At 65.0% G+C, this 23,578-nt stretch carries 23 protein-coding genes; 21 read left to right on the top strand and 2 right to left on the bottom strand.

Features of this window, described 5'->3' with window-relative positions; translation table 11 throughout:
• Positions 1-72: 72 nt before the first annotated feature.
• Both AC5P98_RS15235 and AC5P98_RS15230 read right to left on the bottom strand, forming a co-directional pair.
• The gene (locus AC5P98_RS15235) at positions 73-498 is read right to left on the bottom strand and encodes an organic hydroperoxide resistance protein (protein ID WP_004153735.1); all 426 of its coding nucleotides are present in this window, start codon (positions 496-498) and stop codon (positions 73-75) included.
• Between the two features lie 111 nt (positions 499-609).
• Entirely contained in the window at positions 610-1,566 is a 957-nt protein-coding gene (locus AC5P98_RS15230; RefSeq protein ID WP_032956286.1) for a cation diffusion facilitator family transporter, read from the bottom strand.
• A 378-nt stretch (positions 1,567-1,944) separates the two neighbouring features.
• Between AC5P98_RS15230 and AC5P98_RS15225 the strand changes: the two genes are divergently transcribed.
• The 21 genes from AC5P98_RS15225 to dusA all read left to right on the top strand — a co-directional run bounded on the left by AC5P98_RS15225 (position 1,945) and on the right by dusA (position 23,490).
• Positions 1,945-2,457, top strand: coding sequence for a head-tail connector protein (locus AC5P98_RS15225; protein WP_049404985.1), 513 nt, complete (start codon positions 1,945-1,947; stop codon positions 2,455-2,457).
• Positions 2,454-2,804 (top strand): head-tail adaptor protein, encoded by a 351-nt coding sequence (locus tag AC5P98_RS15220; RefSeq protein ID WP_014645596.1) that lies wholly within the window; start codon positions 2,454-2,456, stop codon positions 2,802-2,804. Before AC5P98_RS15225 ends, AC5P98_RS15220 begins: the two co-directional genes overlap by 4 nt.
• Positions 2,805-2,827: 23 nt before the next feature.
• Positions 2,828-3,184 (top strand): tail completion protein gp17, encoded by a 357-nt coding sequence (gp17, locus tag AC5P98_RS15215; RefSeq protein ID WP_495230088.1) that lies wholly within the window; start codon positions 2,828-2,830, stop codon positions 3,182-3,184.
• 75 nt (positions 3,185-3,259) lie between these two features.
• Complete coding sequence (locus tag AC5P98_RS15210; protein ID WP_032956279.1) at positions 3,260-3,919, top strand: phage tail protein; 660 nt, start codon at positions 3,260-3,262, stop codon at positions 3,917-3,919.
• The gene (locus AC5P98_RS15205) at positions 3,919-4,227 is read left to right on the top strand and encodes a phage tail assembly chaperone (protein ID WP_032956277.1); all 309 of its coding nucleotides are present in this window, start codon (positions 3,919-3,921) and stop codon (positions 4,225-4,227) included. Before AC5P98_RS15210 ends, AC5P98_RS15205 begins: the two co-directional genes overlap by 1 nt.
• Positions 4,224-4,535, top strand: a complete 312-nt coding sequence (locus AC5P98_RS15200) for a DUF1799 domain-containing protein (RefSeq protein WP_219634491.1) — start codon at positions 4,224-4,226, stop codon at positions 4,533-4,535. Before AC5P98_RS15205 ends, AC5P98_RS15200 begins: the two co-directional genes overlap by 4 nt.
• A gap of 64 nt (positions 4,536-4,599) precedes the next feature.
• Positions 4,600-7,239 (top strand): phage tail tape measure protein, encoded by a 2,640-nt coding sequence (locus AC5P98_RS15195; protein WP_053091714.1) that lies wholly within the window; start codon positions 4,600-4,602, stop codon positions 7,237-7,239.
• Positions 7,236-7,565 carry a phage tail protein gene (locus tag AC5P98_RS15190; protein WP_032956275.1) on the top strand — a complete coding sequence of 110 codons (330 nt, stop codon included), beginning with the start codon at positions 7,236-7,238 and terminating at the stop codon, positions 7,563-7,565. The genes AC5P98_RS15195 and AC5P98_RS15190 overlap by 4 nt, the downstream gene beginning before the upstream one ends.
• 2 nt (positions 7,566-7,567) lie before the next feature.
• Positions 7,568-8,740, top strand: a complete 1,173-nt coding sequence (locus tag AC5P98_RS15185) for a hypothetical protein (RefSeq protein ID WP_049404983.1) — start codon at positions 7,568-7,570, stop codon at positions 8,738-8,740.
• Positions 8,741-8,857: 117 nt separating this feature from the next.
• A complete protein-coding gene (locus tag AC5P98_RS15180) occupies positions 8,858-10,009 on the top strand; it encodes a hypothetical protein (protein WP_049419424.1) in 1,152 nt (383 codons plus the stop codon).
• Positions 10,010-10,041: 32 nt separating this feature from the next.
• A complete protein-coding gene (locus AC5P98_RS15175; RefSeq protein WP_495230087.1) occupies positions 10,042-11,058 on the top strand; it encodes a hypothetical protein in 1,017 nt (338 codons plus the stop codon).
• A 237-nt stretch (positions 11,059-11,295) separates the two neighbouring features.
• Positions 11,296-12,432 carry a hypothetical protein gene (locus AC5P98_RS15170; RefSeq protein ID WP_049405452.1) on the top strand — a complete coding sequence of 379 codons (1,137 nt, stop codon included), beginning with the start codon at positions 11,296-11,298 and terminating at the stop codon, positions 12,430-12,432.
• Between the two features lie 151 nt (positions 12,433-12,583).
• Positions 12,584-13,279 (top strand): phage minor tail protein L, encoded by a 696-nt coding sequence (locus tag AC5P98_RS15165; protein ID WP_014645608.1) that lies wholly within the window; start codon positions 12,584-12,586, stop codon positions 13,277-13,279.
• 63 nt (positions 13,280-13,342) lie between these two features.
• Complete coding sequence (locus AC5P98_RS15160) at positions 13,343-14,083, top strand: C40 family peptidase (RefSeq protein ID WP_014645609.1); 741 nt, start codon at positions 13,343-13,345, stop codon at positions 14,081-14,083.
• Positions 14,076-14,669: a tail assembly protein gene (locus AC5P98_RS15155; RefSeq protein ID WP_049405454.1), complete on the top strand. Its 594-nt coding sequence runs from the start codon at positions 14,076-14,078 to the stop codon at positions 14,667-14,669. Before AC5P98_RS15160 ends, AC5P98_RS15155 begins: the two co-directional genes overlap by 8 nt.
• Complete coding sequence (locus AC5P98_RS15150) at positions 14,666-18,154, top strand: TipJ family phage tail tip protein (RefSeq protein WP_049405456.1); 3,489 nt, start codon at positions 14,666-14,668, stop codon at positions 18,152-18,154. The genes AC5P98_RS15155 and AC5P98_RS15150 overlap by 4 nt, the downstream gene beginning before the upstream one ends.
• Positions 18,154-18,432, top strand: a complete 279-nt coding sequence (locus AC5P98_RS15145; RefSeq protein WP_049405458.1) for a hypothetical protein — start codon at positions 18,154-18,156, stop codon at positions 18,430-18,432. Before AC5P98_RS15150 ends, AC5P98_RS15145 begins: the two co-directional genes overlap by 1 nt.
• Before the next feature lies 1 nt (position 18,433).
• Positions 18,434-19,111, top strand: coding sequence for a hypothetical protein (locus AC5P98_RS15140; protein WP_032956264.1), 678 nt, complete (start codon positions 18,434-18,436; stop codon positions 19,109-19,111).
• 465 nt (positions 19,112-19,576) lie between these two features.
• Entirely contained in the window at positions 19,577-19,933 is a 357-nt protein-coding gene (locus AC5P98_RS15135) for a lysozyme inhibitor LprI family protein (RefSeq protein WP_065428057.1), read from the top strand.
• Positions 19,934-19,958: 25 nt separating this feature from the next.
• Positions 19,959-22,364, top strand: a complete 2,406-nt coding sequence (locus tag AC5P98_RS15130) for a VgrG-related protein (RefSeq protein ID WP_049405462.1) — start codon at positions 19,959-19,961, stop codon at positions 22,362-22,364.
• Between the two features lie 94 nt (positions 22,365-22,458).
• A complete protein-coding gene (dusA, locus tag AC5P98_RS15125; RefSeq protein WP_049405463.1) occupies positions 22,459-23,490 on the top strand; it encodes a tRNA dihydrouridine(20/20a) synthase DusA in 1,032 nt (343 codons plus the stop codon).
• Positions 23,491-23,578 lie beyond the last annotated feature (88 nt).

Here is a 23,578-nt window from a genome sequence, read left to right as displayed (position 1 = left end):
TATAGCCGTGCGGGCCTGGGATGGGGTCAGAGCCCTTTGCCGGTGGCAAAGGGATCCGACCCCGGCACCGCATCAGGCAACGATCAGCGTCACGTCGATGTTGCCGCGGGTGGCGTTGGAGTACGGGCACACGATGTGCGCCTTCTGCACCAGTTCTTCCACCTGCTCGCGCGGCACGCCCGGCACGTTGATGGTCAGCTCGGCCTCGATGCCGAAGCCGGTCGGGATCTGGCCGATGCCGACCTTGCCGGTGACGGTGGTGTCGGCCGGCAGCGCGACCTTGGCCTGGCCGGCCACGAACTTCAGCGCGCCCAGGAAGCAGGCCGAGTAGCCAGCGGCGAACAGCTGTTCCGGGTTGGTGCCCGGGCCGCCGGCACCACCCAGCTCGCGCGGGGTCGACAGCTGGATGTCCAGCACGTTGTCGGACGAGACGGAACGGCCTTCACGGCCGCCGGTGGAGGTGGCCTGGGCGGTATACAGAACCTTTTCGATGGACATCGGGATGCTCCTGGTCAGTGGGTGGGAGTTGCGTTGGAGCCTACTTTGCCCGGTTTCCGCGTACGTTGGGTTGCAGTCCGTACGAAAAACTTGATTGATCGTCCTGCTGGCCTAGATCGTCCACTCGCGGTCGGTGGTGAACATGATGGTCAGCCAGCGGTCCGGCGAGGCCTCGCCCAGCGCATCGCCGATCTCGTCGCGCAGCTGGTCCCATTCCAGCAGGGGCCGCGGCGGGTCGTCCTCGCGTACCACGAAGAACAACTCGATCTGCTCGCCACGCCCCACCTGGGCGACGTAGCTGCGATGCTCGACGAAGCCATGCTTGGCCACGATCGCGCGTGCCACCGCGTCCACGTGCGCCTGCAGTTCCGGCGGGGTGACCAGCAGGATGCCGGCCAGCGCCCGGCGCACCGTCCCGAGCGGGGCGATCATCACCAGCACGCAGACGAAGGCAAGGATGGCCGGGTCGATGTACGGCCCGACCCAGGCCAGCGAGGTGCCGCGCACCAGTACGCCGCCAAGGAAGGCCAGCAGGTAGCAGGCCGACATGCTGGCGGCGATCACCCAGTTCTTCGCGTCCAGCGCGATGAACTCCGAACCGATGCGGCGGTTGGCGCGCAGCACGAACCAGGCCAGCGCACCTTCGCCGATGATCGACAACCCGGCGAAGGCGATGGCTGGGCCGAGTGCGATGTGGCGGCCGCCGGACATCAGCGCATCCACTGCATTGACCAGCGCATACAGTGCCGCGCCGATCATCAGCGTGCCGCTCACCCCCAGCACGATGGGCTCCAGGTGCCAGAAGCCCATGGTGAAGCGCTGGTTGAGCCGCGACTGCAGCGCGTCGGTGCTGGTGGACAGTGCGATCAGACGCGCGACCAGCAGTGACAGCCAGGTCATCACCACATCGATCAGGCCGTAGATGCCATCGAAGATGATCAGCGAGGAATTGGCCAGAAGACCAAATACCACCGCAGCGGCAGCCAGCAGCAATGAGCCTGCGATGGATAGGCGCAGCACGCCTTGTTCGGTACGCGCATCGAAGAAGCGTTCGGGGGTGGCAGGCATGCGGGAATCCAGCGGGAAATGGGCTGCGGAAGCAGCGCGTTGCCATTCTATCCAGCCTGCGGCACGTCGCCATGACCACGCCCGCACAGCGCCTGGAAAAGTCACCAGACTGGTAACCGTTTGCGGATTGACGGGTGCACACCCGAAGCGTATCGTTTGTACCACGATGACATAGAAGCCTCCGGTGACCCCGGGGGCTTCTTTCGTTTGCGCCGTCGCGCGCTGCGAGGTCACCGCCACCGGCCCTGACGTCCCCGTCGCAGCCGTTCTGTTTTCCGCCCCGATCCTGCCTTTCCCGCGCCGTCCTGGTGATCGCGTGGGGCGTCGCCGTGCGCGCAGGATCGGGGCACTCCACATCCATCAACGAAGGAGGATTCGATGCCCCTGCTGACCCTTGAGCAGTGCCGCGCGCACTGCCGTATCGACGGCGATTTTGACGACGCCATCCTGGGTGACCTGCTGGCCGCAGCCAGCGACGCAGCCGCGGCCTATCTGGGCCGCGAGCTGTACGTCGACCAGGCCGCGCTGGACCAGGCGCTGGACCAGCTGCCGCAGGACATGGCGGCGGCGGTGACCGGGCATGAAGCCGCGGTTGCCGCCGCCAATGCCGAGACCAACGCGGCCAAGGCCAAGGCCATGCGTGATGTGGCCGATCGCCGCCTGGCCGTGGCGACCGCGCGGAGTGCGCGCCTGCTGCAGGGCATGCCGGCCAACGACAGCATCCGTGCAGCGGTGCGCCTGTTGTTGGGCCACCTGTACGCTCATCGCGAAGCCGTGGTCGTCTCTGCGCAGACGTTCGATGCACCGGCAGGCGCCACTGCCATCGCAATGGAGCTGCCGTTCGGCGTGGCCGCGCTGCTTGATCCGTACCGATCGGCAGCAACGCCATGAACGCCGGCCACTTCAATCGCCGCATCCGCATCGAGCGCCAGGACGGCCAGCTCGATGCGTGGGGGCAGCCGCTGGACGCCTGGCAGCCGGTGGCAGAACTGTGGGCCGCCATCATCGCCGACCGCGCAGACAGCGTGCAGCGGCTGACGCTGGAAAGCCGCCTGCCGGCAACGATCCGGCGCCAGCGCTTCCATGTCCGATTGGCAGCCGCACGACAGGCAGGCATCCAGGCCGGCATGCGCATCGTGCATGACGGTCGTGTTTTCAACATCACCGGCGTTGCGCCCGACTTCAGCCGGCGCCAGACCACGGTGCTGTTCACCGAACAGTCTTCAGGCATCGCCTGAGCGACGCCAACCAGGACACCGCGATGAGTTACGAAGCACAGCTGCACGCGCTGCTGGCCCCGCTGCTGCAGGGCCGGCTGCATCCCGACCTTCCGCCGGAACCGGTCATCTATCCGTGTGCCGTCTACCAGCAGATGGGTGGACAGTCCGTGTGGTTCAACGAAGGTTCCATTCCCGAACAGAAGCACGCTCGCGTGCAGCTGACCGTCTGGGCAGACAGCCGCGCCCAGGCCAACACCCTGATCCGCAACATCGAGGATCAGGTATGCGGAGGTCTACCGAAGTCCGAATCGTTCGGCGCCGCCATTGCCGTCCATGAGCCGGCAATCAGGAAGTACGGCGCACGACTCGAATTCGGGCTGTGGTACGCCAACCCGTAGTTTCACCGTTCCATGCAACACCCCAGACCCGGCGCTTGCCGGGTTTTTCATTTCAATCCATAGAGGAAATACACCATGGCACTCAAGCTTCCCAAGGGCACCCAGTTCGGCTTCGCACCGGTCGTCTCCACCGCGATCGCCACCAGCGCGATCTCCAAGGCTGCGCCGGCGCTGGCCAGCGTTGCCGCCAACAGCGTCGACACCGGCGATGTGGTGGTCATTGAACTGCCGGGCTGGCCGGCCCTGAACAACCGCGCCACCCGCGCCGGTGCTGAAGCCACCGGCAGCGTTGAGCTGCTGGGCATCGACACCACCGATACCGTGCTGTTCCCCGGCACCAGCGGTGCCGGTGTACTGCGCAAGGCGGGCGCCTTCGTCGACCTGGACCAGCAGGGCGACCCGACCACCGCCGGTGGCGAGCAGCAATACTGGAGCGGCACGCTGCTCGAAGACCCGACCGGTCGCCAGGTCCAGATGCCGACCTTCAAGAACGCCAAGACCATCACCCTGCCGCTGTTCTACGATCCGAAGAAGCCGTGGTATTCGGCACTGAAGAACGCTGACGCCAAGGGCGAGCCGGTGATCCTGCGGGCCAAGCTGGTCGGCGGCGACGTGCTGTACTGGTACGGCTACCTGAGCTACAACGGCGACCCGACCATGGCCGCCAACACCCCGATGGGCACCACCGCGACCTTCACCGCGCTGGCCGACTCGATCCTGGTGGAGGGCGTCTGATGTTCCAGGTCAAGGCACCTGAGACCTTCAAGAGCACCCTGACCATTGCCGGCCATGGCCGCGAGCAGAAGCTCAACCTGACCTACCGTCACCTGCAGCAGGCCGCGTACGCGGACCTGCTGCAGCGCCTGGCGGCCGGCGAGGTGACGCCTGCCCAGGCAATCCTGGACATCGTCACTGAGTGGGATGCAGATGTAGCGCTGGATACGGCAGGTGTCGAACTGGCACTTCAGCAGCAGATCGGCTTGGACGGCGCCATCGTAGGTGGCTACGTGCAGGCTCTGCAGGTCGCACGCAAGGGAAATTGATCGAGGCGGTGGGGGCACTGTACTGGCGTGCCCCCACCGAGGCCGAACTGAACCAGCTCGGCCTGAAGGCAAAGCACTTCCAGCCGCCACAGATCGAACTATGGCCAGAATGTGCACTTCCCATCGACATCTTCTCGCGGGTCTCCACCCAGTGGCGCACCGGCGCCGGTGGCCCGACGGGTCTGGACTACAACGTGGTCTACCGGGAGCTCGAGCGTGAAGGGCTTACTGCCGAAAAGCACGCAGAAGTAATGGCAGGCATCCGCGTGATAGAGCGGGCTGCCCTCGACGAGATGCACAGCCAATGAGCCACCTGTTGGCTCACTCCGACCCCGCCAGCCGGCGGGGTCACCTTTTCCTGAGGAAACCCCTATGAGCGAGACACCGCTCGGTGTTGCGCGGGTGGATATCGAGGTCAACAGCAACCTCGGCGCCGCCACGCAGGCTGCCAAGCGCAGCCTGGCCGACATGACCGCCTCCGCACAGCAGCAGTATCAGCAACTGGACAGGGCTGAACGCGCACGCCTGCAGATGCTGCTACAGCAAAGCGCGCAGGTGGACAGCATGCGGCTGGAGCAGGAGATGCTCAATGCCGTACTCAAGGCCAGCGCAGTACTGATCAACGAAATGACCCGTCAGATGGCCAGCAACGAACGCGCCATCCGCGCAGCGCGCGATGAACTGCGTGCCTACCGCAATGACGCCGAAGCGGCGGCAAGCGCGTCGGGCAGCGCGGCCGCAACATTCGGCGGAAACGCTGGAGCCGATTGGGGCGGCTCGACATTTGCCGACCAGATCGGCAAAGCGACGGAGTTGAAGGGTGCCTACGACGATGCCGCCGAGGTTCTTACCGGGCTGGTTGGCCGTTTCCCCGCGCTGGCCAATCCCATGGCAGCGGCGGCGGCAGCACTGGCTGCCACCGTGGGGGGCGTAGCCGTCGCCTGGAACTCCGCCAGTGACGAGGCGGCGTCCTTCGAGCGATCGCTGCTGATCGTCGGCGATCGGCTCAGCGCCAACGTGCCGCAGCTGACCGGCTATGCGCAGGCCATGAGCAGAATTGATGGCATCACCATGAGTGAAGCCTCCGAAGCACTGAACCAGATCGCCATGACAGGTCAGTTCGCCGGGGACGAACTACGGATGGTCGCGCAGGCCGCGCTGCAGTGGCAGGACGCAGGTGTCAGCAGCGCGGAAGAGGTCATCGCATCGTTCGTCAAGATCAGGCAGGACCCGGTTGCAGCGCTCAGGGAGCTGGAGCAGCAGACCGATGTGCTCACCGACGCACAGCGAAAGCAGATCCAATCGCTTATCGCGCAGGGAAACCAGGCCGACGCCTCGGCCCTGCTGATGCAGGCGTATGCAGGCAAGATCGGAGAGGTGGCCCCCAAGGTCATCCAAAGCGCCACATTGATGGAAGGCGCGTGGCGCAAGGCGAAGACCGTCTTCTCCGAGCTGTGGGACATGGTGAAGGAGCCGTTCCGGGCAGACAGCGGCGACGATCTGCGCAAGAACATCGCAGATGCCGAAACCAACCTGCGTCGCTGGCACAACACCACCCTGGGCGGGACCACGGGCTCAAGCTACAGCCTTGCCGAATATGCTCGTGCCAAGAAAGAGCTGGAAGAGGCCAAGGGAGCGCTGCGCGCAGTACAGCAGAACATAAAGCCGATCCTGATCGAAGCGACGTTGCCTGCCAGCCCTCCATCGGCAGACCCACCCGCGCGCGGGCCGTCCCTTGCCGCAGTTCCACGTCTCCCATCTGTGCCGGCCGAACCCACCTTGTTCGAGCGCATCCAGAAGCAGATCGACCAGAACGATATCCAGCGGTTGGGGATAGACAAGAAGACCGCAAGCACGCGCCTTCTTGACGAAGCTACCATTGCGCTGAAGGATGCGGAGGAGAAAGGTGACACGGCTGCCGTCATACGTCTGAAAACGGCACGTGCCAGCCTGGAAGTCAGCGATCAGGCGCTTGCGCAGAAGAAGGAAGAGATTGCGGCTGCCGCCCAACTGGAGAAGCTCAACAGATCGCTGGGAGACGCAGAAGAAGCGCGTCGCAGCGCGAACGAGCAGGAACTCCTGGGCTTCGGTCACGGCAAGGAAGCCACTGCACGGCTCGCCCGCGTCAATGCCATCCAGCGTGAGTACGATCAAGGGATGAAGGCGCTGCGCGATAGCGGCGCGCCCGAAGGCAGTCAGAGCTTCCGCGACCAGTCGAACGCGCTGCGTTCAAGCCGGGATCGACGCTTGAAGGATGAGCAGGACCATCAGGGCCGTCGGATGGAGAAGATGGGCGATTGGCGCAATGGCGCGCGCAGTGCCTTTGAGGACTACAACGAGTCCGCCTCCAATACGGCCGGCATGACCCAGGAGCTGTTCAGCAAGGCATTCAAAGGCGCTGAAGATGCTCTGACCAAGTTCGTTCTTACCGGCAAGCTCAACTTCAGCGACCTGGCTGATTCGATCATCGCGGACCTGGCACGAATCGCAGCGCAGCAGGCCCTGATGGGCATCATCAACAGTGTGGTAGGTGCCTTCGCCGGAAGCATGGGCGGGGGTGCCAGCGCAGCTCCCTCGACGGGATTCGCCGCCGGTTTCGGCAACAACACCAGCTGGCTGACCAGCGGCAACATGACGCCTCATGCCCTGGGAGGCGTCTATGCCTCACCCAGTCTCTCTGCCTATTCCGGTGGCATCTACAACACCCCGCAGCTGTTCGCCTTCGCCAAGGGCGCCGGCGTGTTCGGCGAAGCGGGACCGGAAGCGATCATGCCGCTGCGGCGCGGGCCGGACGGCCGCCTGGGTGTGGCCGCGCACGGTGGCGGGGGTGGTGGCGGAGTGGGAGTCAGCATCCGCATCGACAACAACGGTGGCAAGGAAGTCACCACCAACGAAAGCATGCTGCAGCAGTTCGGCAACGAAATCGGCCAGTTCGTGGAACGCAAGTACCGCGAGCTGCAGAGTCGTGACCTGAAGGCAGGTGGTGTGCTCAGCAGGAGTGCCATGCAATGACCGACACCTTCACCTGGCCGGCAACCAGCCAGAGTACTGGAACAACCACCGCCGCAGTGAAGCGCGCGAAGTTCGGAGATGGCTATGCGCAGGCCGCTGCCGATGGCCTGAACGCCACTTCACGCAGTTACCAGCTGCAGTTCGTCGGCAACCGCAAAACGATCAACGAGATCGTGACCTTCCTGGATGGTCATGCCGGCCGCAGCTTCCTGTGGAAAGGGCCACTGGGGCAGGGGCTGTACATGTGTGATTCCTACACCGACAGCCATCTCGGCGGCCAGGTATCGACCATCACCGCCACCTTCGAACAGACCTTCCAGGCGTAGGCATGAGCATTGATCTTCAACGAATCGACCTGGATACCATCCAGCCCAACGGAAAGCGGGGGGAGACCCAGCGGCCCGCCTTCACCAAGATCAACCAGAACTTTCAGGATGTTGCGTTGGCGCTGGAGGGAATGCCTGGTGCCATCGCAGACTCAGTCTCGGGAAAGAACCGTTTGATCAATGGGAATTTCGAGCTCTGGCAGCGTGGGGACAACTTCACCGCCGCCGCTGCCTACTGTGCAGACAGATTCTTTGCACAGCAGGGAGGGATGGACGGAGCAGTCATATTCAAATCACCCGTTGCCCCGGGCGATTCGAACTTCCCGAGAAGCCTGTTTACGTTGGCCGCCAATTGCAACGGGAATCACAACGCCGCCGGACACCATTTCCTGTTCGAGCAGCGTGTGGAAAGTGTGCGGACCTTTGCCGCATCGGAGAGCACGCTATCCTTCCTGGTCTACAACGCAGGCACCGCAGGCAGAAAGATCGCAGTCGAGTTCCTGCAGCGCTTCGGAACGGGCGGAAGCCCCACTGTCACGGCGATCCAGCCGGAAGTTTTCACGCTCGTACAGGGCCTGAACCGGATCAGCAAGACCGTCAGTCTTCCTTCCATCTACGGTAAGACGCTTGGCGGTGGCGATGATTCGGTCATCTGTGCGGTATGGCTCTCAGCAGGCAGCGACTTCAACGCGCGCACAGGAGGGCTCGGCGCGCAGGCAGGCCAGTTGTACTTCGGTGAAATGCAGTGGGAAGCCGGCGCACGGGCGACCCGCTTCGAGTGGAGATCACCGGCCCACGAGCTTGCGCTGTGCCAGCGCTACTACCAGAAGTCCTTTCCTGTTACAGAGGTTCCCAACAGCAGGAGCAGCTCCGCCGTCCATCGGAACGCCGTGGCCTTCAACAGTGGTACCTGCCGCGTTGTTGCAGAGTTCAAAGGCACGATGCGCAGCACGCCAAAGCTGCTGTTCCATGCAGGCGGAGAAGGTGGTGACATCGGATCGCCGAGCTTCTGGAGGTACTACGACGCCGCGGGTGGAACATGGCGCGCGGGAACGCTGACTAACGTAGTCATGGCAACGAGCCAGGCGTTCATGGCTGACGTAGGCGGTGCGGGCTTCCTGGTAAGCGGCTCTGTTCTACTGGCAGGCCACTACACCGCCGATGCCGAACTCTGAGTGCATTCATGCGTCTGCGGGATCGGGCGGAAAGCCGTGAGATCCGCCCATTGACGGAATGAAAGTACTCAGACCCCGATCGGACGCCGCCGATTCACCTCGTTCAAGGAGCCAACAATGGCAAGAAAGATCATCGACCTCGATTCCGTTCAACCGAACGGAAAGCGGGGTGAAACACAGCGCCCGGCGTTTACCAAGATCAACGAGAATTTCGCCGAGGTCTACGACGCGTTGACCGAGGTCGCGAAGATCCCGGAAACCGTGGCGAATGCCATCACCGAGCGCGTTCCAGGCAGGAATCTGCTCATCAATGGTGCCCTGCAGTTCTGGCAGCGCCGTACATCTGGTCGTGTCGGCACTGGGTCGGGGACGCTGGGCGCGGAGGTGTTCTTCGCCGACCGTTTCACGAACTCGGCGCTGGTCTGCAACCACGACGTGCAGCGCGTGGCGTACGACGGGCAGGCCGGATTTCCGGAAGATACACGGTCGATTCTGGTCTGCACCGTATCCGAGGCCATCGCCAGAAGTGGCGCCTGGATGGGGCAGAAGATCGAGGGTGTCGGCAGTGCAAGTGGAGACATCACGATCTCGGTATGGGCGAACTCCGATGCTCCCGGTCGCAGTGTGGGCGTGCGTGTCATCCAGGATTTCGGAACCGGAGGCTCACCCTCGCCGCAAGTGGTGCTGCAAGCCGGTGTGCTCACACTGGGCACCACCGCCAAACGTCACAGCATCACGGTGACGTTGCCGAGTACCCGGGGAAAGGTGCTCGGCAGCAACGGCAACGACCATCTCTACATAGTGTTCGACCTGTGCGGTACTGGCCAGAAGGGCGAGCTGGTGGCACAGAACGGCTCGTTCGGCTTCACCCAGTTCCAGGTCGAATCGGGCCGCGCAGCGACACGCTTCGACTGGCGGCCGCCAGGTGTGGAACTGGCGTTGTGCCAGCGCTACTACGAGAAGAGCTACAACCTCGACATCGTGCCCAACACGGCGCACAACGAAGGGCGCGAGGCATTCTCGATCAACTCACCGGGAATGGCGCATTACCAGAGCGTGCGATTCCAGACGGCAAAGCGCGCTCATCCCTACGTGATGATCATCTCGGCCGACAACATCCAGCAGGATGGACACATCGCGGAAGACAACATCTCCCGCGTGCCCTGCCTGGTCAACTACGCCTCGCCTTCCGGGTACGAAGTCAGCTGGACCAACAATCCAGGCCGCTGGGGCGGCTGGTGGCATTGGTGGGCCGACGCCGAGCTTTGATGGGGCGCCCGCAGGGAACAGGACGACACACAATGACGAGAAAAATCATCGACCTCGATACCGTTCAGGCGAACGGTAAGCGGGGTGAAACACAGCGCCCGGCGTTTACCAAGATCAACGACAACTTCGCAGAAGTGTATGGCGCGCTGGATGGCGTGACCGCGATCGGACGGCGTGTGGATTCACTGGAGCGCGCTCTTCAGACTGCAGTTCCAGGCAGGAACCGCCTGATCAACGGCAACTTCGATTTCTGGCAGCGGGCTACTACCGGCACCACCCAGGGCGGCGAGATCTATGTGGCCGATCGTTGGACCGCGGCAGCGCTGGGCTGCACGCATACCGCAAATCGTGGGGCCAATCTGCCTGCCGGCGGTGCCGCGCCGGAATCGCGCCGTTTCCTCAACAGTGTTGTCTCCAAGACCAGTGCAGGTAGCAGCGCCTACGTCGCACAGAAGGTCGAGAGCGCGGCAACACTGTCCGATGGCGAAGTGACGGTTTCCGGCTTCGCCTATGGCCCGCCAGGAAAACGCATCGGTGTTCGTCTCATCCAGCACTTTGGTACAGGTGGTTCGCCGTCCGCCGCGGTCAGCGTGGAACTGGGAACCGTAGCGGTCACCGCCGCGTCCTGGACCTATTTCCAGCTCAGTGCGCGACTGCCATCGGTGAAGGGGAAGACGCTGGGCAGCAATGCCGACAGCGATTTCCTGTGGCTGGTGGTGGATCTGTGCGCGGATGCCTATGGCGGCGTTATCTCCGGTCAGAGCGGGGAGTTCGGCCTTGCGATGATGCAACTGGAGCGCGGCAACAGGGCAACGGCATTCGACCTGCGCCCGCTGGCCGACGAACTGCAACTGTGCCAGCGCTATTACGAAAAGTCCTACGACGTTGATGTCGTTCCAGGAACGCCAACCAACAGCGGTCGCTACAGCTGGGGCAACTCGGCGGCGAGCGGCGCAACCAGCTACCTGTCGGTGCCATTCAAGACGCGCAAGCGAGTGACACCGGTGATTGTCATCAGGCCCAACAACAATGTAGTCGAACCTGGATAAGTCAATCAGGATGACAGCAGCCGAACTCCCGCATCGGTTCCCACGATCGCGACGAATGTCTTCGAGGTTGCTTGGGGCAACGCGCCGGGACGCTGGGGTGGTTGGTTCCACTGGACGGCGGACGCAGAGATCTACTGAGCGTCTTCGGATACGCCGCGCCACTCTCGACTTGCACTGCATGCGTCGCCGAAAGAACAACACGGCTGCGTGCATTTCCGCTCCAGCAAGGGAAACCCCATGACCAGAAAGATAATCGACCTGGACACCGTCCAGCCCAATGGCAAACGAGGTGAAACCCAGCGGCCGGCGTTCACCAAGATCAACGACAACTTCGCCGAGATCTACGCTGGTCTGGACGACGCGCAATCGGCGCTCATGCATCTGGAAGGCCGCATGGCCGGAAGGAACCCGCTCATCAACGGCGACTTCCGGTTCTGGCAGCGCGGTGCAGCGTTCCCTGCATCCACGGGCTCTCGCTACATCGCTGACCGCTGGGCGGTCAATGCCATCGGCACCAAGGTGGCTGCCTCACGCGAGGATGTGCCTCCAGGCGGCGGCCAGGGAGGGCGCCTGCTGGCTGGGTCGCGCCACCTGCTTCGGCTGGAGGTGCAGAGCGTTGCCGGTGCCGGCAACATGGCGCTAGTCCAACAGCGCATCGAGGATGTCCGGACACTGGCCGGGCGCACCGTCACGATCAGTTTCAAGGCGCGCGCCTCGGTGGACGACTTCCGCATCGGCGTGGAGCTGCAGCAGTCCTACGGAACGAGTGGGTCTACCGCGCGCGACAGCATCGGCGCCTCGGTCGTGCTCGATACGCTGTGGCGATGGTACCAGGTCACCGTGGAAGTTCCCGGTCTTGCCGGCAAGGCGCTGGGCCCGGACAGCTACCTGCAACTGAGCTTCTGGCTGGACGCAGGTGCCGATTTCGGCGGCCGCGCGTTCGCTGCCGGGCAGAAGAGCGGCAGCGTGCAACTGGCCGAAGTGCAGATCGAAGAAGGCGATACCGCCACCGACTTCGACCGCCGGTCCGAAGCACTGGAGCTGCTGTTGTGCCAGCGCTACTACGAGACGGTGGATGTAAACCGGATCATCGGCATCACCTACACCGCCAACGGCGACACGCGAGCGTGCATCCCGTTCAAGGTGCGCAAGCGCTCAGCACCCAGAATCTCCTCGCCGTCCACCGCGCTGAACCTGGTGGGCTTCGGCAATGCCGGAAACCTGGTCAACTTCGACGGCGGAGCGCCCAGCTGGCAGTCCACCGTTGACGCGGCAGTCATCGCCTCGATGCCGAACAACATGCAGCTCTGGGGTGCGGTGGTGGTGTGGTCGACCACCTCGCAGGTGCTGGTCCAGGCCGATGCGGAGCTCTGAGCCATGACAACCCTCCTCCGCAGGCGCCAAAGCACGCCTGCTTCACCACCACTGCCTCGCTGCGCCCAGGCCACCACGTCATCGTACCGTGCGGCCAGGAACGGTACCCCGTACCACCCCCTCTTCCCAATGCCGCACAGGAGAACACCCCATGATCACCGCCGATGCCCAGCAGCTTGAGCCGGGTGGCCGCATCACCGTCTATGAACTCGACGCCAGCAGTTTCGGCGCCGACAAGCTCTTCTTCCATGCGCACCTGCAGAGTGGCCTCATCTGGTGGCAGGGCCAGGAATATGGCCCCTGGCCGATCGAGGCCAGCGGCTTCGAGCGCACCAGCGACCAGCCGCCGAACCCGCGCCTGCGCGTGAGCAACATCGATGGCCGCATCACCGCCATGTGCCTGTTGTTCGATGACCTGGTCGGTGCACGCATCATCCGCCGGCAGACACTGGCCAAGTACCTGGATGCCGCCAACTTCGAGGAAGGCAATCCCAGCGCGGATCCTGGCGAGCACTTCCCTGATGAAGTCTGGTTCATCGAGCGCAAGATCGGTGAGGACAAGCAGATGGTCGAATTCGAGCTGACCACCGCGATCGATCTCAATGGGCAGCAGCTGCCGGGCAGGCAGATCATCGCCGGCATGTGTGGCTGGCTGGTGCGTGGCGGCTATCGCGGCGCGTACTGCGGCTACAACGGTCCAGCGGTGGCCGACAGCGACGACGTCGCCACCGATGATCCGGCGCGTGACCAGTGCGGCGGTCGGGTACGCAGCTGCAAGCTGCGCTTCGGCCAGGACAAGCCGCTGCCCTATGGCGGCTTCCCCGCCGCGGGCCTGTTGCGCTCCTGATCGATCCCCTCCCGAATTCCACTTTCCAGGCCCGCCCGCGCGGGCCTTTTTCATGGGTGAAACATGCAACCGACAACCCTGCAGGCCATCCAGGCGCACGCCGTGGCCGAGTACCCGCGCGAATGCTGCGGGCTGATCGTGGCCATTGAAGGCCACGAACGCTATCTTCCCTGCCGCAACGTGGCCGCCACGCCCAGCGAGCATTTCCGCCTGCCCGCTGAGGACTATGCCGTGGCCGAGGACAAGGGCGAGGTGCTGGCCCTGGTGCACAGCCATCCCGATGCCGCGGCAACGCCGTCCGACGCCGATCGGGTCATGTGCGAGCGCAGCGGGCTGACCTGGCACATCGTCAGCGTCGGCCAGGTAACAGGCGAGGCACCGCTGTGCGGTGATCTGCAGACCCTGCATCCCACTGGCTACATGGCACCGTTGGTCGGTCGCCAGTTCGCCCACGGTGTGCTGGACTGCTACAGCCTGGTCCGCGATTTCCACGCACGCGAACTGGGCATCCCGCTGTCCGAGTACGAACGCCAGGACGACTGGTGGAGCCACGGCCAGGACCTGTACAGCCTTGAACGGCTGCACGCCGAGGGCTTCGACCTGATCGAGGGCGAGCCGCAGCGGGGCGACATGATCCTGATGCAGATCCGCTCGCCGGTCACCAACCACGCGGGCATCTACCTCGGCGACGGGCAGATGCTGCATCACCTGCATGGCCGCCTGTCCGAGACCGTACCGTACGGCGGCATGTGGGCCGAGCGCACCCGTTGCATCGTCCGCCATCGCGAGGTGCGCCATGACTGACCGTCTTCGTACGATCCGCCTGTACGGCAAGCTGGGTGCGCGCTTCGGGCGCAGGTTCCGGCTGGCGGTGAACAGCCCGGCCGAGGCGGTGCATGCGCTGTGCACGATGCTGCCTGGCTTCCAGCAGTACCTGATGGGCGCAAAGGCCAAGGGCATGGAGTTTGCCGTGTTCAACGGGCGGCAGAACCTGTCGCGGGATCAGCTGCACGACCCGCCGGGACAGGATGACATCCGCATCGCGCCGGTGCTGGTGGGCAGCAAGCGGGGCGGTGTACTGCAAACCATCATCGGCATCGTGCTGATCGTTGTGGGGAGCTACACATCTTGGGCTGGCGGAGCTGCACTGGTATCAACCGGCGTCAGCATGGTGGTTGGCGGGATCACCCAGATGCTCTCCCCCCAGCCAAAAGGCCTGGGCGCCAAAGACACACCCGAAAACGCACCCAGCTACAGCATGAACGGCACCGTCAACACGCAGGCGCAAGGCAACCCCGTGCCGGTCGCCTATGGCGGCCATGACACCAAGGGCATGTTCATCGGCTCGGCCGTGATCAGCGGCGGCATCCTGGCGGAGGACCAGTTTTGAATCAGACCACTCATCCCACGCCGCGCACGCGTGGTGCAGCCACGCCAGTGCTGGCGGGCGCCAAGAAGGGCGCGAGCAACGCCCGAACCCCGGTCGAAACCGCCGACAGCCTGCACTCGATGGCGGTGGCCCGCATCATCGACCTCGCCAGCGAGGGCGAGATCCGTGGCCTGGTCGCCGGCAAGCAGTCGATCTACCTGGACCAGGTGCCGATCGAGAATCCGGACGGCACGCTGAACTTCTCCGGCGTGGACGTGCAGACGCGTTCCGGCACCCAGGACCAGGACCACATCAGCGGCTTCCCCTCCATCGAGAACGAAGTCGGGGTCAACGTCGAGCTGCGCAGCGATGCGCCGGTGGTGCGCACGGTATCGGGTGCCGATCTGTCAGCCGTCCGTATCCGCTTTGCGGTGCCGGCGTTGCAGAAGACCAACACCGAGAACGGTGATACTGAAGGCTACCGGATCATGTACGCGGTGGATCTGTCCACCGACGGCGGCCCGTTCAGCACGGTGCTGACCGATGCCTTCAGCGGCAAGACCACCAGCCAGTACGAGCGCAGCCGCCGCATCGATCTGCCTGCCGGCAGCCAGTGGCAGGTGCGCATCCGCCGGCTGACCGCCAACGCCAACAGCAGCACCATCGCCGATACCATCAACGTGCTGTCGATGACCGAGATCATCGATGCCAAGCTGCGCTATCCGAACTGTGCGCTGGCGGCGGTGCAGGTTGATGCCAGCCAGTTCCAGAACATTCCCACCCGGTCCTACCAGCTGTGGGGCCGCATCGTACGCATCCCCTCCAACTACGATCCGCTCAGCCGTCTCTACAGCGGTGTGTGGGACGGTACCTTCAAGAGTGGCTGGACCAACAATCCGGCCTGGGTGTTCTTCGACATCGTCACCAACGATCGCTTCGGCCTGGGCCATCGTGTTCCGCTGGACTGGGTGGACAAGTGGCGGCTGTACCAGATCGCGCGCTACTGCGATGAACTGGTCAGCGATGGCCAGGGCGGCAAGGAGCCGCGCTTCACCTGCAGCCTGTATCTGCAGACCCGCGCCGAGGCCTACCGCGTGCTGCAGGACATCGCCACCATGTTCCGCGGCATCAGTTTCTATGCGGCGGGGCAGGTGATGGCCTCGGCCGACATGCCCAAGGACCCGGTGCTGACCTACAGCCAGGCCAACGTCATCGAAGGGCGCTTCCACTATGCCGGCAGCAGCCGCACGGCGCGGCACACGGTGGCCCTGGTGTCGTGGATCGATCCGGACGACTTCGGCCGGCAGAAGGTCGAAGTGGTGCAGCACCTGCCTGGCGTGGCCCGCTACGGCATCAACCAGACCGAAGTGACGGCGGTGGGCTGCCACTCGCGTTCGCAGGCGCAGCGCGTGGGCAACCACATCCTGCATACCGAGATGCTGGAAACCGAGACGATCAGCTTCTCGGTGGGCCTGGATGCGCTGGGCTGCATGCCCGGTGATGTGATCCAGGTGGCCGACCCGAACCGCGCCGGCCGCCGCAATGCGGGTCGCATCCGCAGTGCAGGTGCGCGCAGCCTGGTGCTGGACCGCATGCCGGAACAGATCGCGGCCGGTGACACCCTGCGTGCCACCCTGCCCAGCGGGCAGACCGAAGCACGCACGGTGCAGTCGGTGGACGGCGAGACGGTGACCGTCAGCGCGCCGTGGTCGGCGGTGCCGGTGGCGCAGTCGGTCTGGGCATTGGAATCGCCGGAGCTGGCCCTGCAGCACTATCGCGTGCTGTCGATCAGCGAAGGCGAGGGCCTGACCTATCAGATCACCGCGCTCAAGCACGTGCCGGGCAAGTACGCCGCCATCGACGATGGCACGCGCCTGGAGCAGCCTCCGATCAGCATCATCCCGCCCAGCGTGCAGCCGGCACCGGCCAGCGTGCGGATGGCCTCGCATGTGGTGGTCGACCAGGGCATCGCTACCTCCGTGCTCACGATCGAGTGGGATGCCGCGGACAAGGCGATCGGTTATGACGTGGAATGGCGCCGTGGCGATCTCAACTGGGTCCGCGCCGGTCGCGTCGGGACGCAAAGCCTGGAAGTGCGGGGCGTCTACGCAGGCGAGTATCTGGCCCGCGTACGCGCGGTCAATGCGCTGGGCGCCGTATCGCAGCCGACGCTCAGCATGCTCACCACCATTGAAGGCAAGACGACGCCGCCCCCCTCGCTGGCATCGTTGACCAGCACTGCCCGCCCCTTCGGCATCACACTGTCCTGGGGCTTCCCCGCAGGTGCAACCGATACCGAACGGACCGAACTCTGGTACAGCACTGGCCCCAATCGCGAGAGCGCGATCAAGCTGGGCGACTTCGCCTACCCGCAGGCCCAGCACCAGATGAACGGCCTGGCCGCTGGCGCGCGCTTCTGGTTCTGGGGACGGCTGGTGGATCGAAGTGGCAACATCGGCCCGTGGTATCCGGCGCAAGCCGGGGTGATGGGTGAGTCCAGCAGCAACCCGGATGACTACGACGCCTACTTCGCCGGCCGCATCAACGAAAGCGCGCTGGGTCAACAGCTGAAGGGCAAGATCGAGCGCGTCACCGAAGTGCTGCCGCTGGTCTGGGATGCCTCGGCAATCTACACCCCGGGCCAGACCGTCATCCACGACGGCCGGATCTGGAGCTGGCAGGGCGCCGCTGCAGGCAACGAGACGCCGCCGGGCAGCCACTGGAAGAGCATCGGCGACGCGATCGCCGAGGCGGGCGCCATCGTCGGCCGTGTCGACCAGCTGGAAATGGACGTGACCGACGTCGATGGCAAGGTGGCTGCGCAGGGGCAGAAGGTCGATGGCCTGTTCGCCCAGGTCAGCGACCACAGTGCCGGCGAGGAGGACTACAACGTCGGCGAGAACGATGTCAGCGCCGGCGCCATCACCGTCTACAGCGTGATGGCCGAGAAGGACGCGGCACTGGCCAAGCGCGTGGACACGGTCGAAGCGTCCATCGAAGGTGTTCCAGGCAAGATCGAGGGCGTCAGCGCCGCGGTCCAGCAGGTCTCGCAGGCCGTGGTCAACCTGGATGGCAAGGTCAGCGCGACCTATACGGTCAAGGCGCAGATCACCAGCGCCGGGCAGATCTACATGGCCGGCATGGGTCTGGGCGTGGAGCAGCAGCCAGATGGCAGCTACCAGAGCCAGATCCTGATGCAGGCCGATCGCTTCGCGCTGATCAACGAGAGAAATGGACAGATCACCACGCCCTTCGTGGTCGAGAACGGCCAGACCTTCATCAGTCAGGCATTGATCGGGAACGGCAGGATCCAGAACGCGATGATCGGTGATTTCATCCAGTCCAACGCGGTGGGTGCGAGAGGGCAGCCACGCTGGCGGTTGGACAAGAGCGGCGCGATGACGATGACCGGCCCTGACAATGGTGGCTATCTGACCATCGTCAACAACGTGATCCAGGTATTTGATGCAGCAGGAACGCTGCGCGTGCAGATGGGGGTGTGGTAATGCCAGTCGGAATCCAGGTTTTCAATGCGGATGGCAGTCTGGGCTATGACCCGCAAGGCAGGTTGTTCCGCGTGCTTGCAAGCATCCAGTACAGCACGGTCGACGGCAGCGCAGCCTTCTCCCGGCAACCGGAAGATACCGATCTGACGGCGGTTGCTCGCGGCAGGTATGCCCCGGACTTCTCCATCGACGTGGCCTCCGGCATTGTCAGCTGGCGTCACGTCAATGTTCCCGCCAAGGACCGCTATCCCGGCATCGTCGAAATATGGGCCCGCTGATATGACTGCAGGAATCAAGATCATCAATGACTGGGGCACCGTACTGATCGACGATGCCTTCCCGACACTCGCCATGCTGGCTCAAGGCACTACCACGCTGGATGGCGAAGGAAGCAGGTACATCGGCAACCATGCCGGCATGGTTGCCGTGCGTTCGACCTCGGTGGTTGGAAGCCAGTACTACAATCAGATCGACGGCTATTCGGCTGGGCTGTATCTGTTTGGTCCGCCCGGCGCAGTGGTGCAGTGGTATGTGTACGCGCCACCGCAGGAGCCACCAAGCAATTTTGGACTGATCATCCGTGACGGTGCCGGCCGCCTGATGTTCGACGCAGGCCGGAAAGCCGCGCGGGTGGCTGGCCTTCGTTCTGCGTCGACACGGCCTGGCTGGCAGGGGAGCGCCCAGTTTGATCCTGGACGTGCCTGGGCAGTGATGCCCCTGGTTCACGCGTACGATTCGGCGAACACGTTCCAGCGATGGGGCGATCCGCAGGAATACCTGCAACACGAGGACGTAAGTGTTTCCGGAGGGGCGGTCAACGGTGGAACCATCACGTTCGGGATGACGCAGACGGCGCGGCGTACCTACGGCCCCTACTACGGACTACCTCTACCCACCCGGTTCACCTATACCGGGAACAATGCAGCCCTCGCGGTGCTTGATGTAACCGGCTACTAGTGTCGGCCATGCTGGCCGAGATCGGCCTGCTCGAGTTGATCGAACAGGTGGGCGGGGGCGGCGGCGGGCACTGACGCTTCCGCGTTCGCGTCTGAGACGACGCGCACGCATTCTGAAGCCGGTCAGGCACCTGAAACCGTCGCTGTCGTAGCATTGCCCGCGTGATGGGGCCGATGGACGGCCCCGCGTTGACGGGCCACGTGCCTGGATGCCAAGGAGATGCAAGCAATGCAGGGAACAAACCACCTTCCAGCGGCCCCCCGCGAAACGTTCGGCAGGGCCGGGGCCATCGCGCTTGCGCTGGCCCTGGGCCTCAGCCTGGCAGCATGCCAGGCCAAGAGCCCGGAGGCGGATACGGCAGCTGCCCCCGCGCCCGCCGCGCCCGCCACCGCATCGCCGCCCGCCACTGCAGAGCCTGCACGCGCAGCACCTGCCACGACAGCGGCCGATGCCGATGATCAGGACATGCCGCCGCAGCGCCCGGATGATTCCTACAACAAAGCCACGCTGCGGCCGCAGTACGCCACGTGCGTGAACTCCAGCGGCGGCGAGACCCCCGCACTGCAGGCGTGTGGCGATGAGGAGCTTGCCTGGCAGGAGCAGCGACTCGAGCAGGCCTTCATGAAGATCGTCGACGGTCCCGATGGCAAGGACAAGGACAGGCTGATGGACGAGCAGGCCGCCTACATGTCCGATACCAATCGCTACTGCAGCTGGAACCCTGCCGAAGACGGGCAGGGGCAGATGCTGGACGCGCAGTCCTGCCGGATCAATCGCACCGCCAACCGTGCCGACGTGCTGCAGGCACTGACCTCGAAGTAATTCCCCCGCAAAGGAGTGCAGGAAAATGGATGTTGTGACCCAGGCAAAGCAGGCAATGGACAACTGGCATCGCGGCCAGACGTCGGCGCATTTCGAAACCGGAGGTCGCGGCCCCGGCCACGTTTCCACCGGCAGGGGCGACCATGGCGGCGTGTCGTATGGCAGCTACCAGTACGCCACCAACGTTGGCGGCGTGGATGAGTACGTCGCCGCCTCGCGCTATGGCAACCGCTTCAACGGCCTGCAGGCAGGAACCCCGGCCTTCACCGAACGCTGGAAGGAAGTGGCGGCCGCCGATCCGGCAGGGTTTGCCAGGGACCAGCACGACTTCATCCAGCACAAGTACTACGACGTGCAGATGGGCCGCCTGAAGGATGTGGGCATCGATCTCTCCGGCCGTGGTGCGGCCGTGCAGGATGCGCTGTGGAGTACCTCGGTGCAGTACCGCGGCATGACCCGGTCGGTGTTCCAGAAGGGCCTGCAGCAGGCCTATGGCGAAGACTTCAAGCTGACTGAGCTGAGCGACGAGCAGATTGTCCGCGCGGTGCAGGACTACAAGCACGCCAATGTGCAGGTGCACTTCCAGAGCTCGCCCACCCTGTGGGATTCGCTGCGTGATCGTGCGCTCACCGAGAAGACCGCACTGGTCGGGCTGGCGCGCTACGACCAGGTCAACCACAACCCCGAGGCTTACCGGGGCAAGGATTACCAGCAGGTGTTCGGTGAACCTGAGCCCGGCCAGCGCGGCCAGCGTGCGGCCGCTTCGGCGATGGCCGACGGCGTGCTGGCACCCGGCGAGCGCGGTACCGAGGTCCAGGCCCTGCAGGCCAAGCTGATCCAGGCCGGCCATACCGGTCGCAACGGGCAACCGCTGACAGCCGATAGCCACTACGGTGCCAATACCGAGCATGCAGTGCGCGAGTTCCAGCAGGCGCATGGGCTGACCGTCGATGGCAAGGCCGGCCGGCAGACCCTGCAGGCCCTGGATACGGCGGTACGCGAGCACACGCCGGCGCAGCCTGTGGCACCGGCCACGCCTGCACCGGTCACTCCTGCTGCGGCACCCGCGCCCGCGACTGCGCGGGAACCCGATGCCGCCGCCGCGCCCGGTGGCCAGCGCATCGTCGTGGTCGAACCCTTTGGCAACGGCAGCAGCAACCGCACACTGCGCCATGGCACCAGTGGCGAGGATGCCTATCGCGAACTGAAGATCCATCACCCCAACACCAATGCCGAGGCCGTGCGCACCGGCAATGCCGCCAAGGCTGACCGCCCGTCGGCCATGGTCGAGGGCGAACTGGAAACGGTACGGACCCGCGGTGATCGCAACGGCATCCCGCTGGTGCACAAGGATCTGATCCTGAGCAATGCGCGCGGCGACCGGGAGGTGATGATTCCCAATCCGGTCGCCGGGTATGTCCAGGTCAACAATGACAAGTGGAATTCGATCAGCATCTGGAGCCATCCGGCCGGGCATCCGCAGCGCGAACTGGTCGGGCAGGTGCTGCACGGTGCGCGTGGAACCACCCCTTACAAGACCGGTGATTTCGTCGAGTACGGTGCGCCGTTGATCCGCCAGTCCGATGCCGGTACCCCGGGTGCCGTGCACGCGCATATCGAGCTCGAGCCCGATCAGTACCGCAGGTTCCTGGGTGACATGCTCAACGACCGCATCACCCTGGGCGGCAAGGTCCACGCGCAGGGCCCCGAGGCCGCGCAGGCCGCACGCAGTGCACAGCAGGCGCCGATGGCCGATGGCGTGCTGAAGCAGGGCGAGCGCGGCGATGAGGTCAAGGCCCTGCAGGGCAAGCTGGCGGCGCTGGGCTACGCCGGGGCCGACGGCAAGCCGCTGCACGCCGATGGCGTGTATGGCAAGGACACCTTTGCAGCGGTCAAGCAGTTCCAGGCCAACAATGGCCTGGACGACGATGGCAAGGCCGGCCGCAGGACCCTGGCGCAGGTCGATGCCCCCAACGCGGTGAAGGCCGGTATCGCGCCGGCGGCACCGGCCCAGGCCGAACCTGCAGCGCCGGCCAGCATGCGCGACGCCGGGCATGCCGACAACGCGCGCTTCGGCCAGGCTTTGGACAGGCTGCAGGCGCTCGAACAGCAGCGCGCCCAGGCCGGCCTGAAGCCGCTGTTCGCCAACCCGCAGGAAGCCGAACGAGCGGCTGGCCAGCTGGCCTACGAAAGCAAGGTGTCCGGCATGCGCCAGATCGACCATGTCGTGGCCCGCCCGGACGGCACCGGCCTGTTCGCGGTGCAGGGCGAGCTGGGTGACCCGGCAGCGCAGCGGACCTTCGTCGACCGCCAGCAGGCGGTGTCGCACTCGGTCGAGGCCAGCAGCCGGCAGAGCGAAGCGCTGGACAGTCAGTTCAACCAGCGTGCGCAGGAACAGCAGCAGGAACAGGTTCGCAACCGCGGGTTGTAAGCCACGCGGTGTCCCCGGGGCCGGTCGAGCGGCCAGCCCCGGAGCCACCCGCCGCCATTCAGCCGTCCGGTGTAAACTATTGATCTCACTGGCAATGCCAGTCTCCACGATCAACACCCCGATGCCGTCCGCCACCGCCCGTTACGCCGATTCCCTGCGCCTGTCCGTTGCCCCCATGATGGACTGGACCGATCGCCATTGCCGCGTGTTCCATCGCGTGCTGGCACCGGGTGTGCGCCTGTACACGGAAATGGTGCACGCCAACGCGGTCATCCACGGCGATCGCGCGCGCCTGCTCGGCTTCGACCGCAGCGAACAGCCGCTGGCGCTGCAGCTGGGGGGCAGCGATCCCGCGCTGCTGGCGCAGGCTGCGCGCATCGCTGCCGACTGGGGCTACGACGAGGTCAACCTCAACTGCGGCTGCCCGTCCGACCGCGTGCAGGCCGGGCGCTTCGGCGCCTGCCTGATGCGCGAGCCGATGCTCGTGGCCGAGTGCGTGGCGGCGATGGTCGATGCCGTCGAGATCCCGGTGACGGTGAAGTGCCGCCTGGGCGTGGACGAGGACAACGACTACGACGTGTTCGCCGCCTTCGTCGACCGCCAGGTCGCCGCAGGTGCCGCGATGGTGGTGGTGCACGCGCGCAACGCGTGGCTGAAGGGCCTGTCGCCGAAGGAGAACCGCGAGGTTCCGCCGCTGAAGTACGACTGGGCCTACCGCCTGAAGCAGGAGCGCCCGGCGCTGCCGGTGGTGCTCAACGGCGGCCTGGCCAGCGTCGAGGCGGTGCAGGCGCAGGCCGCGCACGTCGATGGCGTGATGCTGGGCCGCGCGGCCTACCACGATCCCTACCTGCTGCATCAGCTGGAGGCGCTGCAGACTGGCGCCCCGCTGCAGGCCCGCGGCGACCTGCTGCGCGCGCTGCGCCCCTACGTGGAAGCGCGCCTGGGCGAAGGCCTGGCGCTGAAGCACATCACCCGCCACCTGCTCGGCCTGTTCCATGGCCAGCCCGGTGGCCGCGCATTCCGCCAGGTGCTGAGCGAGGGCGCACACCGCCCGGGCGCCGATTGGAACCTGGTCGAGCAGGCGCTTGCCGCGACCGAACGCGACGCTGATCGCGCCGCAGCGTGACCGTTGTCACATTCCTGACTTGACAAGGCGCGGCGATTCGTTCCGAATGTTCACCTAGCTGAACATCGCGGGGTCGCGGCCGGAAAAG

The sequence above is a fragment of the Stenotrophomonas sp. YJH_SMC_135 genome, from assembly GCF_059372355.1.
The sequence above is the reverse complement of the archived record's forward strand: the minus strand, read 5'-3'. Positions and strand labels throughout refer to the sequence as shown.

Bases quoted from the DNA above. Each gene is read 5' to 3' on its own strand.
- dusA (WP_049405463.1), top strand. From the start codon at position 22,459: ATGCCAGTCTCCACGATCAACACCCCGATGCCGTCCGCCACCGCCCGT.
- AC5P98_RS15170 (WP_049405452.1), top strand. From the start codon at position 11,296: ATGACCAGAAAGATAATCGACCTGGACACCGTCCAGCCCAATGGCAAA.
- AC5P98_RS15190 (WP_032956275.1), top strand. From the start codon at position 7,236: ATGACCGACACCTTCACCTGGCCGGCAACCAGCCAGAGTACTGGAACA.
- AC5P98_RS15195 (WP_053091714.1), top strand. From the start codon at position 4,600: ATGAGCGAGACACCGCTCGGTGTTGCGCGGGTGGATATCGAGGTCAAC.
- AC5P98_RS15130 (WP_049405462.1), top strand. From the start codon at position 19,959: ATGGATGTTGTGACCCAGGCAAAGCAGGCAATGGACAACTGGCATCGC.
- AC5P98_RS15160 (WP_014645609.1), top strand. From the start codon at position 13,343: ATGCAACCGACAACCCTGCAGGCCATCCAGGCGCACGCCGTGGCCGAG.
- AC5P98_RS15185 (WP_049404983.1), top strand. From the start codon at position 7,568: ATGAGCATTGATCTTCAACGAATCGACCTGGATACCATCCAGCCCAAC.
- AC5P98_RS15140 (WP_032956264.1), top strand. From the start codon at position 18,434: ATGACTGCAGGAATCAAGATCATCAATGACTGGGGCACCGTACTGATC.
- AC5P98_RS15235 (WP_004153735.1), bottom strand. From the start codon at position 498: ATGTCCATCGAAAAGGTTCTGTATACCGCCCAGGCCACCTCCACCGGC.
- AC5P98_RS15155 (WP_049405454.1), top strand. From the start codon at position 14,076: ATGACTGACCGTCTTCGTACGATCCGCCTGTACGGCAAGCTGGGTGCG.
- AC5P98_RS15180 (WP_049419424.1), top strand. From the start codon at position 8,858: ATGGCAAGAAAGATCATCGACCTCGATTCCGTTCAACCGAACGGAAAG.
- gp17 (WP_495230088.1), top strand. From the start codon at position 2,828: ATGAGTTACGAAGCACAGCTGCACGCGCTGCTGGCCCCGCTGCTGCAG.
- AC5P98_RS15210 (WP_032956279.1), top strand. From the start codon at position 3,260: ATGGCACTCAAGCTTCCCAAGGGCACCCAGTTCGGCTTCGCACCGGTC.
- AC5P98_RS15230 (WP_032956286.1), bottom strand. From the start codon at position 1,566: ATGCCTGCCACCCCCGAACGCTTCTTCGATGCGCGTACCGAACAAGGC.
- AC5P98_RS15175 (WP_495230087.1), top strand. From the start codon at position 10,042: ATGACGAGAAAAATCATCGACCTCGATACCGTTCAGGCGAACGGTAAG.
- AC5P98_RS15205 (WP_032956277.1), top strand. From the start codon at position 3,919: ATGTTCCAGGTCAAGGCACCTGAGACCTTCAAGAGCACCCTGACCATT.
- AC5P98_RS15145 (WP_049405458.1), top strand. From the start codon at position 18,154: ATGCCAGTCGGAATCCAGGTTTTCAATGCGGATGGCAGTCTGGGCTAT.
- AC5P98_RS15220 (WP_014645596.1), top strand. From the start codon at position 2,454: ATGAACGCCGGCCACTTCAATCGCCGCATCCGCATCGAGCGCCAGGAC.
- AC5P98_RS15225 (WP_049404985.1), top strand. From the start codon at position 1,945: ATGCCCCTGCTGACCCTTGAGCAGTGCCGCGCGCACTGCCGTATCGAC.
- AC5P98_RS15165 (WP_014645608.1), top strand. From the start codon at position 12,584: ATGATCACCGCCGATGCCCAGCAGCTTGAGCCGGGTGGCCGCATCACC.
- AC5P98_RS15135 (WP_065428057.1), top strand. From the start codon at position 19,577: ATGCCGCCGCAGCGCCCGGATGATTCCTACAACAAAGCCACGCTGCGG.